The 15,670-nt window shown below is 40.2% G+C and carries 8 protein-coding genes and 1 pseudogene; 6 read left to right on the top strand and 3 right to left on the bottom strand.

Annotated elements, in window-relative coordinates:
- Nucleotides 1-37 precede the first annotated feature (37 nt).
- The 4 genes from AC6I5B_RS01465 (at nt 38) to AC6I5B_RS01480 (ending at nt 11,453) form a co-directional block, all read left to right on the top strand.
- Nucleotides 38-8,161: a Cna B-type domain-containing protein gene (locus tag AC6I5B_RS01465; protein ID WP_497773556.1), complete on the top strand. Its 8,124-nt coding sequence runs from the start codon at nt 38-40 to the stop codon at nt 8,159-8,161.
- 31 nt (nt 8,162-8,192) lie between these two features.
- Nucleotides 8,193-9,758 (top strand): SpaH/EbpB family LPXTG-anchored major pilin, encoded by a 1,566-nt coding sequence (locus tag AC6I5B_RS01470; protein ID WP_004611742.1) that lies wholly within the window; start codon nt 8,193-8,195, stop codon nt 9,756-9,758.
- A gap of 100 nt (nt 9,759-9,858) precedes the next feature.
- The gene (locus AC6I5B_RS01475) at nt 9,859-10,725 is read left to right on the top strand and encodes a class C sortase (RefSeq protein WP_004611743.1); all 867 of its coding nucleotides are present in this window, start codon (nt 9,859-9,861) and stop codon (nt 10,723-10,725) included.
- Nucleotides 10,722-11,453, top strand: coding sequence for a pilin N-terminal domain-containing protein (locus tag AC6I5B_RS01480; protein ID WP_004611744.1), 732 nt, complete (start codon nt 10,722-10,724; stop codon nt 11,451-11,453). Before AC6I5B_RS01475 ends, AC6I5B_RS01480 begins: the two co-directional genes overlap by 4 nt.
- 160 nt (nt 11,454-11,613) lie before the next feature.
- On the opposite strand, the pseudogene tnpC reads toward AC6I5B_RS01480, so the two are convergent.
- The 3 genes and pseudogenes from tnpC to AC6I5B_RS01495 all read right to left on the bottom strand — a co-directional run.
- A pseudogene (tnpC, locus tag AC6I5B_RS01485) lies at nt 11,614-12,363 on the bottom strand (IS66 family transposase); the annotation flags it as partial.
- Nucleotides 12,364-12,451: 88 nt separating this feature from the next.
- Entirely contained in the window at nt 12,452-12,634 is a 183-nt protein-coding gene (locus AC6I5B_RS01490; RefSeq protein WP_071144636.1) for an integrase core domain-containing protein, read from the bottom strand.
- Nucleotides 12,635-12,810: 176 nt separating this feature from the next.
- Nucleotides 12,811-13,467 (bottom strand): DUF6198 family protein, encoded by a 657-nt coding sequence (locus AC6I5B_RS01495; protein WP_044986753.1) that lies wholly within the window; start codon nt 13,465-13,467, stop codon nt 12,811-12,813.
- Nucleotides 13,468-13,646: 179 nt separating this feature from the next.
- On the opposite strand from AC6I5B_RS01495, the gene AC6I5B_RS01500 reads away from it, so the two are divergent.
- On the top strand, nt 13,647-14,540 hold the full coding sequence (locus AC6I5B_RS01500; protein WP_044986756.1) for a LysR family transcriptional regulator: 894 nt from the start codon (nt 13,647-13,649) through the stop codon (nt 14,538-14,540).
- 81 nt (nt 14,541-14,621) lie between these two features.
- Nucleotides 14,622-15,656, top strand: coding sequence for an ABC transporter substrate-binding protein (locus AC6I5B_RS01505; RefSeq protein WP_004611748.1), 1,035 nt, complete (start codon nt 14,622-14,624; stop codon nt 15,654-15,656).
- Nucleotides 15,657-15,670: the final 14 nt, after the last annotated feature.

Below are 15,670 nucleotides of genomic sequence, written 5' to 3' on the forward strand. Positions count from 1 at the left end.
AATGGTAGGAATTTTTATTCCGATTAGAGGTCCAGATATGAAGAAAAAAAGAAGGATAGAGAACAGAATTATCGCAGTAATACTATGTATGGCTATCTTATTTTCTCAAGTGAATATTGCGGATGCGGCAGACGTAAATCCATCGGGTACCAACACTAGTCAAGTGACACTTTCTGATGATGCCAATAAGAGTAATGGTGAAGTATCAACCGAGTCCACAGTTTCAGATGAAATAAATGGCACCACGGAATCCGAATCTAAGATATCGGAGGAAACAAGTGAAAACTCGAAAAATGACGAATCGGAATCGTCCGGTGGAAATGTTAAAGCGGAATCAACAGATAATATAGATGCTTATTATAAGGATAGTAAAATATGCATTTATAATTATGAACAATTAAAACAGATTGGTTCAGATGCTTATATTTACACAGGTGATAAGGATGGAAAGATTGGTTCTGGAGAAGTAGTAAAGAATGAAGGCACAGAGCTGAAATACGGTGCAGATGCCCAGTACATTTTGATGAATGACATCCAGATGAACTCGGAACAGATTTGGTCAGTACCGGATTCATTTACCGGAACTATCACAGGCACGAAACTAGAAGAAAACGAAACACCAACGCTGTATGATAAGGAAACGGATACAATCTACATATATAATCCATATCAGTTAATGGTACTTGCACAGGAAGAATCTGAAACAGAACCTGTTATGACATTAGATTATGATGCACCACAGTTTGGTATGGGGCAGATGATTTACCCGGATGGAGAAGATCAGGAGTATCTGACTTATAGTAAGTCTCATAATTATGTGTTATCGCAGAAGTTTAATTCGGATAAGCCAGAACTGGTTGCAGATCAATTGACAGAAAAATCAGCGAATGGAGTTCAGTGGCTAGATGGTGAACATGCAGATGGAAGAACAAAACCGGGACAATTATATGTAGAAGTTTCCGGGAAGAAATATATTCTGATCGGAAATGAGTCACAGTTGCGGGCGATTGGAAGCAATAAGAGCGTAACTCCGAGACTGTATGTTTATTACCGTCAGGGGTTAGTAAGCGGATTACTTGGCGGAAAGCCTTTCTACACACCATACTATCCAGGCGATGCGGATCTTGGACTTAATGCTGTTGCTGCAGAAGGGGCAACTACCCATCTTTCTGGATTCCAACAAAAGCCAGATACAGTGAAAGGTGATAACTCGTATCTATATTATAAAGATAATGGTAAGTATAAGCTGGCAGATGTCGATTTGACAAGCGATGATATTGTTACGGGCCTGTTGAAGGGAGTAGGTGGACTGTTAGGGACATTATTGGGTGGTCTTACAGTAGGAACTGGTAGTTTATGTGGCGTTAACGACCAAGGGTTACCTGACAATGAAACAGCGAGTCTGATGAAGTTAAAGCAAGAATATGGTGGTTTAAAATATTCATCCAATGCAAATTACATCATTTTTCGAGATATTGACTTATCCAAGGATGGTGTGAACTCAAATAAAGAAGATGATCTGTGGACACCACTTATGGTATCTGGTGATATCGTCGGTGCCAAGCTTTCCGGCGGCGAGACGAAGTTAGCAGATGAGAACAGTATTCTGGCAACTGGAAGACCTGTAATTTCTAATGTGAATGTGAACCAGACAGAAGAAATGGATGGTTCTAAATATATAGGAATTGGTTTTTTTGGAACAGTTACGAATGAGGTGAATGTAAACAACATTGGTGTCAGCGCCGGAACGGTCTCTGTATCAAACCTGGAATTACAAAATGTAAATGTACAAAACAATACGAATACGCATAAAAATACACAGACTATAATAAGTGGACTCACATCAGGGCTTGGATGGCTTGTAGGTGGTGTAGTTGATTTATTAGTAGGAGTTTTAACATTTGGAAGCGTAAACCTGAATTTGAGAGATACATTATCAGCACTTTTAAATGCAAGAGCAAAGGATCCGACGATTTATGCAACAGGGGCATTTGCCGGAAGGCTAGTGGGTGATGTTTCCATTGAAAACTGTGATGTGACAGGAACAGTCAGTGTTTCGAATATTAATGATCGTACTGGTGGGTTTGTCGGTTATACAGAAGGTGTAACAGAGTATGACGGATTGTCAAAAGCTCTTGGAGTAACGGTGAATGCATTATCATCATTGTTAAATGCAATTCCGGGACTTGGGCTTGGAGATTTGATCACAATTCTTCTGGACAATGCATTGCCGGTTGGTAGTTTAATCCCTACTGGATACAAAAATGTAAATATCAAATACTGTCATGTAGAGAATCTGGCAGGAACTATCGGAGCTGCGGATAAAGATTATGCAGGTGGTTTTGTAGGACAGCAGGTAGGAACAAGAATCTTTGACTGCTCCGTGAAAAACAGTAGTTATTCTGTAACGGCAAAAGAATACGGCGGAGGATTTGCAGGAATCAGCAGAGATGCAAAAATCCGAGGTTTGTTAAGTGATGTAGGTGTTGAACTTATTCGAGTAATGCAGCCACAGAGTATCTTGTTAAATTGCAATCTGACAGGATGTAATGTCTCAGTATCTGGTGAAAATTATCAAGGTGGTATTGTAGGAGCACAGACCAACAGCTATGCAGTCAACTGTGGAGCGAGCGGAAGCATTGCAGTTAAAGCAAGCGGAAGTTATGCCGGTGGTGTGAGTGGTATTTCAACAGTTGGATGGATTACAAACCTTGGAAATAAAGAAGTCAAGGATGCAAGCCTTTTAACAACAGTGAAAGACTTGTTGACAGGTCTTTTGTCGAGTGATCCGGAAAAAGCAGGTATGCTCTTGTCACTTGTAGGAATTGCACCATCAGCAATCTTGGGATGTAACATGGATTGTTCATCAGTTTCAGTTGAGGCTGGTAAGAGCTATTCCGGTGGTATTCTTGGTGGCGGTGATGGCGTCTATATTGCAGAATCCAGTTCCGAATATTTAAATAAACTTCCGTATTGGAAACATGGCGGAGGAGATGCGAGCAGTGTAGCCCAAAGAGATAATGTGCTCACAGGATTAAAAACAGTTACGGCAAGTGAAAATCGTGCCGGGGGTATTGCCGGAAGTGTAACAACAGCAAATGTCACAGGACTTTTAAATAATACGCTTGGAATCGGAAACTTCCTTGGATTTACTGTGCATCATGTAACAGTGACGGGAGTAAATGATGGATATACAGTAGAAGCAAAAGAAAATTATGCCGGCGGAGCACTTGGTGAGGCTGTTGGTGGAGATGTGGATACTGTAACATTAAATCAGGTAAAATCTGTTTCGGCAAAAAACAGAGTCGGTGGTTTTATCGGTTGTGCAGGTCCAGGAGATCTGGCAGGTGGAAACGGACTGACTTTGAATCTGTTAGGACTGAACAACTTGCTGAAAGTAGAAAATCTGCTTTCTGTGGCAGAAGGTGTCAGAGTCAAAATCAACGAAGCTCATGTAAATGGCATCGCAGGAGGCATGACTGTACAAGCAACAGGTACAAATTCCAACGGCGAAGTAGTGGATTATACGGCCGGTGGTTTCATCGGAAAGAGTAACAGCTGTGAGATCATTAAGTCCGATGTGAAAAATTTAAAAGAAGTAACAGCAAATGATACAGATGGTTTTGCAGGAGGATTTGTAGGTTCTTCACAGACCGGAGGGCTTGCAGATGTAGCTGGTGAAGCGGATGTTAAGGCTTTGTTAAATGCAAATAAGTTGTTAGGTGCTGTCACGTACTTGCTTCCTTCTTATACAGAGTGCACGGTTACTTATGTTGATAAAGGCGGAGTTGCTGCAGATACAGCAGGCGGTTTTGCCGGAAACTTCCAGAGTGGAACGGTTAACAACCAGGATGCAGGAGAAGGTAACTATTATTCTGTGTATAATCTGGATCATGTAAACGGGCAATCTTATGCAGGAGGCTTTGGTGGAAATGTTTACTCCGGAGCATTGGCAGATGCTGGAGGCGGAATCAGCATTCTTGGAGGTATCAAGGGGCTGAATATTAATGTAGGAGATTTGCTGAACCTGATCAATGCCTACATTCCATATGTACAGTATGCCGGAGTCAAGTCAGACAACGGATTTACTGTTACTGCCAACAAAATGAAAACAGACGATAGCAATTCTGGAAGTGCCGGAGGATTTATCGGTTACGGAAGCGGTGTTCAGGTAAGTTACTGTGATGTTACGAACCTGAAGCACACAACGGTGAAGGCACCGAAGGATTTAGAAGCCAATGAAGCGCCAACATACTATGATGAAAACAAAAGCACATATGCGGTAACAGGTGCTAGATATGCTGGTGGATATATCGGATATATGGATATTGGTTCTGCAGCTTCCGTTGGAAAAGGTTTGAGCGTACTTGGTAAATCGATAGGAATCAATAATGTGCTGGATGCATTGAATGTCGTTGTTTCTACAATTGAGCATTCAAATGTCACAGGAAATGTTGGAGGATTTGCAGTAAAGGCTTCTTGGAAAAATACTGCATCCGATGCCTCAGCAAATGATGTTCTTGGAGATGCCGGTGGATTTGCCGGAAAGATTTCTGGTGGGCACATTCAGGATTCCAATGCAAATAACTTCTCTTATATCATTGGTCAGATTACGGCTGGTGGTTATGTGGGAGACTTGCAGCCAGGAAATGTTGCAAATGTTCTTGGAGACGCAACTATTTTAGGCGGACTTGTTAATGCAGAAAGTGCATTAGCATCTGTTGCTGAGGATTTTGTACCAACGATCAGAAACAGTTCCACAACATGTATTCCTTGTGGTGGTGCAGTTCGTGCAGATGCGGCCTCCACAAAGCAAGTACAACGAGGTATGGCCGGAGGTTATGCAGGACATAATGAAGGCGGTCACATCTGGGGAAACAATACAAAGAAATGGAAAAGTAAAGAAGAATATACCGGACCAACAAGTACTTGTAAAGCAGTAAGAATCCGCTCGGTATACGGAGAAGAAATCGCTGGTGGCTTCACAGGACTTATGGAGTCAGCAGATACGGCAAGTACCGGAAACCTGTCCTTGTTGTGGGGACTGGTAAAAGTAGATAACATCCTGGGAGCACTCAGCGTTGTCTATCCAACGGAAGAAAATACGGCAGTTTATGGTCCGCTTGCCTTGATGGATTATAAAACTTGGAATGATTGGGTAGAATTTGTCGGTAAAAAAGGTGGTTACGGAAGTGACCTTGCTGCGAATGGAACAGTAAAAAGTCAAGAAGAACTGGATAAGATTATTGGAAAATATGCTTACGGATACAATGTCGTAGCAGGAAGAGTAAATTATCGGGATGAGATAAAACTGGCAAATGGCGGAGCCGCCGGTGGCTATGTTGGTTCGATGCAGACTGGAACCATTACAAATGGACAGGCTTATCAGGCGAAGACAATTAAAGGGCTTCGATGCGCCGGCGGTTTTGCGGGAGAAATGATAAACGGCGGAGCAGCAAAGCTTGGAGGAGTTGATATCCTTGGTCTTAATCTACAATTAGGACGAATGCTACAGGTGCTTAATGTCTTTGTGCCGGTGATTAAGAAATCTTCGGTAGAGGGTTATCAGAGTGGACTGATTGTCCAGTCAGAAGGTGTAGATGACAAGGATACCTGCGGTTATGCCGGAGGTTATGTAGGAAAACTGATCGGTGGGCAGATCTGGGGCGAAAATGATGCACGCTGCAAGGTCACAAAGCTGAGACGAGTTGACGGAAGAAGCTATGTCGGAGGATTTGTCGGAAGCTCTAGACCAGGAAGTGTAGCAACACTGAATCCAACTGCAGGAGAAGGATTGCTCAGCCAGCTTCTGAATAAACTGTTAAGTACACCGGCAGATTTGATAAAAGTATTAAATGCCACAGTCGCAACTATCCGTTATGCGGATGTGGAATCCTGGGATGACTGGGGAATCATCGTAAATGGTGCTTACGCAAGTAGAAGTAATAACACTTCTTATGCAAAAGCAGCTGGAGGATTTGCCGGAAATCTGGAAGGAACTGTACTCGGTGAGAAAGATACGGAAGATACGGAAGAGGCAGGAGTCTCTGTACAGAATATTCGTTCTGTAGTAGCAGGTGAATATGCCGGAGGATGCTTCGGAATCGCAGATGTAGCCGGAGTTGCCAATATCAGTGCAGGAAATGAGACCTCGCTTCTTGATAAATTATTAAAGCTTGGAAGAACCGATGTGCTGGATGCGTTTAGAAGCTATGTATATTACGGAACTGTAAGCGGAAGTAAGGATGCTGGCTTAAGTGTCAGCGCAAACACAGCGATAAAATCCGGACAGAACAATCAGGTTACCTATAGTGGAACAGCCGGAGGTTTTGGCGGCTCATTGCTAAATGGTTCTGTGAAAAACAGTAAAGTAACAGAATTAAGTAATGTAAGAGGTTTAAATAGTGTCGGAGGATTTGTCGGCTATTCTGGAAAGAGTGGAGTAGTTAAGGCAGACAAGATAGACGTTATTGGAGACAATACAGGACAGTTACTGGGTGGAGCTCTTGGAGTTATGGACATTTTTGGTTCTCACATTGATGACTGTGCAGTTACAGGAACTGATGATGGTTACACTGTGCAGAGTACAAATGGAGATGAGCAGATTGCCGGAGGATTTATCGGATATGCAAATCTTGCAAGAATGTCGAATTGTACAGCAGGTGACAAGACAAACCAGAAAATTGGACTGAAACAGGTAGCGTCAGGTGGAACAGCCGGTGGATTTGCAGGACGAACAAGTTTCGCTTATCTTGCAGATTTGAAGTTGGATTCAGGAGCAGTGAATGTAATATTCTCAGTTGTTAATCAACTTGTAAAAGCACTATATCTGGATAAAATCCAGGATTCCGATCTTCTGAAGATTAATCTTGGAATCATCAAAGTGGATGCGCTGTATGATGGCAAACTGCTTCATGTAAATCTGCTTGGAGTGGATATTTCTGTAGGACTTTCAAAAAAGTCAACGGATAACAATCAACAGACAGACCTTGCAATTATTACGATTGGAGATTCATCCATCAAACTTCCATGCGATGAAAATGGACTTTTGAATGATAATGATGCCAAATCCAATATCAGTGTGAGTCTGATCAAGGCGAATCGAACAAAAATCACAGATAGTAATGTCTACGGTGTCAGTCAAGGATATGATGTCTATGCCGGTGGAGCCGGAAATAACAATGATGGTGATGCTAAAGACGGACGAAGTGGTGGCTTTGTTGGATTCAACGATGAAGGACTTTTGAAGAACAACAACATGTATTACTGTGATGTGGTTCGGGGAACAAAAGATCTTGTTGGACCATTTAGTGGAAAAAGTGAACTGGATACGGTATATGACTTCAATAGCCAGGAAAAGGTGGAAGGCGAAAAGAACAATTATCGTATTTATAGAAAACTGGATCAATCATTAGATCAAATTGAAAAGAATAATAGTATCTTGAACAGCAGTCATGAAAAGGATGATGCAAGCGGATGGGATATTTATACAATAGGACACATGAATCCGGTAAAGACCTTTGAGACTTTAAAGAATGCTGTTCTGGCAAGCAAGAGTGATTCAGTGAAAGCAGATCTTAATGCCTATGAATCACCAGCAAAAGCAGTATTGATGGCAGATACTAAAACAACATTGAACACGGGAGATAGTGATACACCGGAACCATCCGAGTCACAGGATCCATGTGATGAGAACATCAAGCTGACGATCAATAAAGTTTGGAAAGATTTAAACAATTTTGATCATTCAAGACCAAACAGTATTACGGTAACAATATCACGTACTTGGAAAGATAAGGCAGGAAATGAAACGACAGAACCAGTACCAGGTTACGAGAGTTACAAAATAGAAGGTTCTATCGATAAATCTAAATGGCAGGAGGTGATAAAGGAACTCCCGGCATACAAGACAGATGGAGATGAAATTTATTATTACACGTATTCCATCACAGAAGCAAAGGTGGATGGTTATACAACAACGATAGATAAATCGCCAGATGGATTTACCTTCACAATAACTAATAGACATTTCCCAGGTCTTCCGGATACCGGAGGATACGGAAGCTATTTGATTTACCTGATAGCTGTTCTGCTTTTCCTGGTATATTTCGTAATGAGATATAAAAAATGCAAGGAAAATAAAAAAGCAGAAAAACTATAGAAAAAATTCTCAAGAAAAGGAGACAATAGTTATGAAGAGAATGAAAAGAATCATGGCATTAATGCTAGCAACGATTATGATGATGGCTATGTCTGTCACAGCATTTGCCGCAGAAGGAGCAACAAAAGGAACACTTACAGTAAATGTAAAAGATGGACAGACACTCACCGGACAGACAATTTACCTGTATAAATTATTTGATGTAACAGAATCTGGCAGTGGAGCTACAAAGAACTATGCTTATACGATAAATACTGCAACTGGTTACAAAAATGCAATTAAATCAGCACTTGGAAGTAGCACTATTACTGACACTTCTACAGATGCAGATTATGCGGATGAAGTAGCAAAACTTGGAGAAAATGACTCTACTGAAGTACAGAAGTTTGCCAATGCATTTACAACTTACGCATTAACAAATAATGTAACAGCAACAGCAAACTCTGAAAAACTCACAGATACAAACAAAGATTCTTATGATTTTTCAAACTTAGCATACGGTTATTATCTTGTATATGTAACCGGTGGAAAACAGATTCAGGCTTCATTAGTAACAGTTGACTCTGATTCAGCTACAGTTAATCTGAAAAGTGAAGCTCCAAGCATCGAGAAAAAGGCAGACAAAACTTCAGTAGAAATCGGAAATGTAGTTACCTATACAGTAACAGGTTCTATTCCGGATACTACAGGATATGCTCAGTATACATACAAAATTAACGATACATTATCAAATGGTCTTGATTTTGTGAATGATGTTAATGGAACTGCACTTGCAGAAGATGCTACAACAGTTAAGGTTACAGTTGCTTTTAAAGATACAGATGTAACAGATGAATCTAAAGCACCTACAACAGCAACACTGGATGCAGTCAATCATAGAAAGATGACACTTGACCTGTCCTCATGGGTTAGAGAGAATCAGGGAAATAAAGGCAAAGAATTTAATGTAACATATTATGCAAAAGTAAATGATAAGGCTGTTGTAGCAGAAAAGAACAGCGCTAAATTGGAATATGGTAATGATCCAGACAATACAACAGAGACAACACCAAGTGAAGCAAAAACACCTACATATCCACTGAACATTAAGAAAACAGATCATAAAACATCTGGATTATTAGCAGGTGCAAAATTCAGCCTTTATACAGAAACAGAATATAATAAAGATGCGGATACAAGACAGGCTATTAAAGTTACTGGAACAAACGGAAACTATGTAGTAGATCCAACATCTGAAAACACAGTATTTGAATCTGCGGCTACAAAAATTGGCGAGAATGAATACAATCTTCATGTCAATGGTCTTGCAGAAGGAACATACTATTTAGTAGAGACAAAAGCTCCAGAGGGTTATAACAAACTGGCCAAAGATGTAAAAATTGTCATTACAAAGAGTACAACAGGTGATGAAACAGCATGGACTCTTTCCAAAGATGACAATGACGAAGCTGATAAGATCATCGATATCGAAAACAGTACAGGTTCTCTTCTTCCATCAACTGGTGGTAAAGGTGCAATCGCATTTGGTATTATCGCTGCAATCCTTGTATTTGGTGTAGTAGTAAGCTTTATCCGTGATAAAAGAAAAGCAGCATAATGTTAAGAATAATGGGCAAGAAACATAAGACAGAATAAATGGAATCTGCGGATATCCTTTTGGATAGCCGTAGTTCCGATATAACGATAGGGAGAATGCAATGAAAAGTAAGAAAAAAGGTAAGATTACAATAAAAGATATTATTCGTTTACTTGTGCTTTTGGTTGCATTCGCCGTGTTATTATATCCGACATACAGCAGATACTTGAATGAAAAGAATGGTTCCAAAGTTGTATCCTATTATGATGAGGAAAGCGTAAAGTTAAGTAAGGCAGAAAAAGAGCAAATGCTGGAAGATGCGAGAGCATACAATAAGGAAATGCTGGGAAATATTGATTTGATTGATCCATTTTCGCAGGAAGATGTGGAAATAGATGCTCGCTATGAGAGCCTGTTAAACGTAGATGGTTCTGGAATGATGGGATACATTCGCATTCCTAAGATTAATGTAGAACTTCCAATCTATCATGGAACAAGTGAAGCTGTGTTACAGGCAGGTGTCGGACATTTCTGGGGTACATCTCTTCCGGTTGGTGGAGAAAGTACACATACAGTTCTGACTGGACATAGAGGTCTTCCGACAAAAACACTATTTACCAATATGGATAAACTGGAAGTAGGGGATATTTTTTACATTAAAGTCTTAGATGAAACACTGGCATATCAGATTGATCAGATATTAACGGTTTTGCCACAAGAGACAGATAGCTTGTCCATTGAACCAGGTAAGGATTATGCAACACTTGTTACTTGTACACCATTTGCAATCAACACACATAGACTTTTAGTTCGTGGAGAGAGAATACCTTATGAAGAGGCAACAAAGCAAGAACCTGATACAAATATAAAACCAGAGTTATCTTTTACTGCTAAAGTGCTGATTGTAACAATTATAGTAATTTTTATAGGGCTGATGATAGCTATAATTTATAGTATACGAGATAGAAAAAGGAGGAAAGTAAGGTGAGAAAGAAGATAAGAAGTATTCACATTATTTTATTCGTTTTGCTTTTTCTTGTCGGTAATTTTATAGATATTTCAACAATCCATGCTGAAGCAGGAAGTAGAACAGGAAGCATTCAAATTAGTTACAAGGGAAGAAATAGTTCGGATAAAGAAGTGACTCTTTCCGGAGCAAAGTTCTCGATATTTCCAATTCAATATATGAAAAATGATGAGCTGGTCTGGGAAGATGGTTTTAAAGATTCAGGTATATCATTACAAGATACCAGTGCAGAAGCAAGAGAAAAACAGGCAAAACAATTGTTTGCATTTGCGAAGGAAAATGATATTTCCAGCTTAATGCAAGAAACAGATAGTTTAGGACGCACGAGTTTTGGAGAATTGGATGAAGGAATTTATCTGATTGCACAGATTGAAAATGTGGAAAGTGGTACAGATAAATTTGAATCTGCTCCATTCCTTGTTAATATTCCATCTGAAATCAATGGGAGTGTAGAATATAATGTAACGATAGAGCCAAAAGCTGAATGGGTTTCACCAGAAACACCACCGAACAATCCAGATAAGCCAAAGGATCCGGTACCTTCAAAACCTGATAAGCCAAATACTATTCAGAAAATAATAAATACGGTAAAAACTGGAGATACAACCAATATAGTTGCATGGTTTTTAATAGCGATTGTTAGTCTTGGTTTGATTGTAGGATTTTATAAAAAGAGAAAAATGAAGTAGCCATTATTTAAAGAAAACTGATCCATTACGGTGGAATCAGTTTTCTTGTGTTATACGGTTTAAAACGTTTCAGATATTAATGTTGAAGTGGTGGTGTAAACGCACCATAGTGCGTACTATCAATTGATTAGCCACTCATCAGAGTGGCATATTTTATAAGTTACTTTCTACATTTCTCTGGCAACTTATCTGACCAAGGAAGCAGATCCTCACAGAAACTTGTATCATGATCTTCCATATGTTTTGGAATCTCTGTGAGTAAATATTCAAAATAATCGTATGGTTTCAGATTGTTTGCTTTTGCTGTTTCAGCAATACTATAGATGATTGCACTTGCTTCAGCTCCTGCAATGGTATCAATCATGACCCAGTTTTTCTTGCCAACACAGAATGGGCGGATTGCCTGTTCTGCGGCATTATTGTCTAGTGGGACATCACCATCTTCAAGAAACACACGCAAATATTTTTCCTGATTCAATGAATACGTGAATCCATTTGCTGTTTTATTCTTTGGCATCACAGACAACAAGTTTTGTTTTGCCCACGCAAAATAAGCATCTACCAGAGGCTTCACAGTCAGCTGTCGATGTTTCAAACGTTCCTCAGAACCTAACTCCTTGAGTTTATTATCCTCACGATAAATCGCTTGGATTTGTTTTAATGCAAGATATGCAAGTGACATTTTCTGACTCGCCTTCGGCAAAGCCTTTACCGCTTCATCAAAGCGACGTCTCACATGTGCCCAACGTCCGGCAATCTTCAGGTCTTCACGTTCTTCTGCAATCGTGTGGTAAACCTGGTAGCCATCCGTTATACAGACTCCACGAAATTCCTTTAGGAAGGATCTTGGATGGTTTGCATTACGAGTAGGTTGATACTCATATAGGACAATCTGCTTATCAAGATACATCATATAGTGGTTCAGTTGTCAAGACAAAAATCTAAGCTTTTTATAATGAACTGATATATGTAACTGGGTAGGGGAGAAAATCCCCCCCTTAGGCTGCATGATCATCCAGTAACAGAATCGGATAATAGCAGGATGCCGGTGTTTGATTATTGAGTGCAGAATGACAACGTTCAAAGTTGTAAGTGTGCACATATTTACCGATTGCCTTCCGTGCTTGGCACCATTCACTGACAGTTACACCGATCGGACGATTCTGGCAATCCTGAATCATTTGAGCCCATTCCTGTAATCGGCAATTACGTGCAACTATAGCTGTTTGAGTTTTCGTAATAGACCACCTCCATGTTGTCGAAACTTTAGGCTAAATTTTTTAGACTAAACTTTTTTGACAAGTATCATTTGTTGAGTCTATTTTCTCAAATAACTAGAGGGAATTCAATATACGCACTATGGTGCGTTTACTAAATGTTTATCCAGCCAGCTGCCAATAATCCCGACCATTTTTCCAATGGTAAGTGCAGCTAAAACAGTTCCGATTCCGAGACCGTCCAAATGTCCGAGAAAAAGTTTTGTCATACATGCGGTGACTACCAGACAGAGTACATCGAAGGAAATTTTAATCCTTGGATAATGAATTCCGGAAATCTGTGATACTTCTCTAGGAAAAAGATCGGTAGGAACGATAGGCAGACCGCACCGGTTGGAAAGCGCAATTCCCACACTGAGTAACAGATAGCTGATTATAAAATAAAGAATGCGGCAAGGCAACGTTTGTGGAAGGATATGAATCCAAAGTTCATGGACATCCACCAATTGTCCGAATAAAAATCCGACTACAAAACTAAAAAGGTATTGTGGGACAAAGCGTTTTTGCAAAAACATCAAAATTAAGACGAGAAGTCCTTGAAAGAGGTATGTCCATGTCCCAAGTGACAAGTGGGGAAGCACCTCCGAAAAAGCGAATGGTACGCTGGAAATCGCGGAAATTCCGGCACCGGAATACAGCATGAGTACTACTGCGAAGCTGTTGATGATAATGTTAATTGCAAGAGCTAACTCACCGGAAAGTATGGGGCGCTCTTCTTTTGTGATTGGTCTTTTCATTTGACCTTCCTCCTTATGATACAACATTTGTCTCTTGTTTTTGACGTGAATAAAATCATTTCAAACTTCTTCTAGTGTATAAAATTATTTGTGATTAATCAAATAAATAGTTTTAATCAAACTATAGACTATGTCTATTATGCGGTGATATACTGACGGTAAGAAAGGAGGCGGTATCATTGAATCTGTCTTATATACGTTATTTCGTCACGCTGGCACATGTTCGACATTACACGAAAGCAGCAGAACAGTTATGCATTACACAGCCGAGTCTGAGCCATGCGGTGACACAGCTGGAAAAGGAATTGGGAATTCCGCTGTTTGAAAAAAATGGGAGAAATACGACATTGACACAATTTGGAGAAGAGTTTCTTGTCTGTGCAGAGCACACGTTATCTACTTTAGATGCAGGAGTTGCCTCGATTCATCGGAGTGCAAAGGGAGAAGGTGTCATTCGCCTTGGTATGCTTCGCACGTTAGGGATTGAGTATATACCGAAGCTGGCTGCGCAATTTTTGAGGGAAAATAAAGAGCGAGATATACAATTTACCTTTCATACGGGGGCAACGCAGACACTCTTAGATGGTTTAGAGAGCAGAAAATTTGATTTGGTATTTTGTTCGCAGCCATCTGAAAAGGCAAATTTAAGTGCGACCCCGGTGCAAAAGCAGAATCTGGTATTGATAACTCCCAAGAACCATCCGCTGGCAGGTCAGGATACAATTGATCTGAAGGAGACGGTCTCGTATCCACAGATTTATTTTGAGAAAAGTGCAGGTATTCGCAGTGTGATCGATCAGATGTTTTTGAATATTGGAGAGACACCGAATATTGCCTATGAGACCGAAGAAGATCAAGTGATTGCAGGTCTGGTTGCACAGGGATTTGGGATTGCGATTGTTCCGTACATGGATCTGCTCTTAAAGCTGGATGTAAAAATTCTTCCAATTGTCTCACCAAACTGTGAACAGGTGCTGTTTATGGTCCATGACGAACGTGTATTTATGCCGCCTGCAGTGCAGAACTTTCGTCGGTTTGTATTGGAGAGAAATAATATTTTTGAAAAAAACTGAAAAAACTTCGAAAAAAAATCAACGCCGAAAAATTTTTGATATGATAAAATAAAAAAAATAAGGTTCCGGGAGGAAAGGCATATGAAAAAGAGATATATTGCAGGTATGATGGCTGGTGTGGCAGTAATAGCGATTTTTACAATATGTTTTACGCAAGGGAAAAAAGAGAACATAAAAGATGAGAAAGAATTGATTACAATTGGATTTTCACAGGTTGGAGCGGAGTCAGACTGGAGAACTGCAAATTCCATTTCGATAAAGGAAACATTTACGCCGGAACGGGGATATGATTTGATATTTGAGGATGCCAGACAGGATCAGTCAAATCAGATTATGGCGATTCGAAGTTTTATTCAGCAGGATGTAGACTATATTATTTTTTCACCAGTGGTGGAGGACGGATGGGATACGGTCTTAGAAGAAGCGAAACGAGCAAGAATTCCGGTTATTGTAATAGACCGTATGGTGAATGTAAAAGATGACAGTCTGTATACAGCATGGGTTGGATCAGACTTCTATATGCAAGGAGAAAAGGCCTGTGCGGCATTGAAAGCTTACGTGGATGCACAGGAGATGGAGAAAGTCAATATTGTACATATTCAGGGGACACTTGGAGCGACAGCTCAGATTGCAAGAACGCAGGCGCTGACAGAAGCGGCAAGTCGATACGGATGGAACATAGTTGCACAGGAGAGTGGAGATTATACAGAAGCTGGAGCCTATGAGATAATGAACCGCGTTTTGAACGAATATGATGATATTGATTTTGTGTATTGCGAAAATGACAATGAGACATTTGGGGCGTTGGAGGCGATTAAAAAGAAATATTCAAATGGCGGCGGAATTAAGTTGATTTCTTTTGATGCGACAGAAAAAGGACTTCGATATACAATGAATGGAAATATCATGATCAATATGGAATGTAATCCGATGCAGGGACCAGAGGCGGAGAAAATTATTAAGCAATTACAAGACGGAAAAACACCCCAGAAACAAGCATTTGTACCAGAGCAGATTTTTGTGGATGGAAACGTTATTACTGACGTGTGTGTAGATGGGAAAACATATGATGTTCAGCCAGTGACAGAGGAACTGATTGAAATGAGAGATTATTAGAAGACAAGGGGGAG

The sequence above is a fragment of the Faecalimonas nexilis genome (genome assembly GCF_059731825.1).

Bases quoted from the DNA above. Each gene is read 5' to 3' on its own strand.
- AC6I5B_RS01465 (WP_497773556.1), top strand. From the start codon at position 38: ATGAAGAAAAAAAGAAGGATAGAGAACAGAATTATCGCAGTAATACTA.
- AC6I5B_RS01470 (WP_004611742.1), top strand. From the start codon at position 8,193: ATGAAGAGAATGAAAAGAATCATGGCATTAATGCTAGCAACGATTATG.
- AC6I5B_RS01475 (WP_004611743.1), top strand. From the start codon at position 9,859: ATGAAAAGTAAGAAAAAAGGTAAGATTACAATAAAAGATATTATTCGT.
- AC6I5B_RS01490 (WP_071144636.1), bottom strand. From the start codon at position 12,634: ATGATTCAGGATTGCCAGAATCGTCCGATCGGTGTAACTGTCAGTGAA.
- AC6I5B_RS01495 (WP_044986753.1), bottom strand. From the start codon at position 13,467: ATGAAAAGACCAATCACAAAAGAAGAGCGCCCCATACTTTCCGGTGAG.
- AC6I5B_RS01505 (WP_004611748.1), top strand. From the start codon at position 14,622: ATGAAAAAGAGATATATTGCAGGTATGATGGCTGGTGTGGCAGTAATA.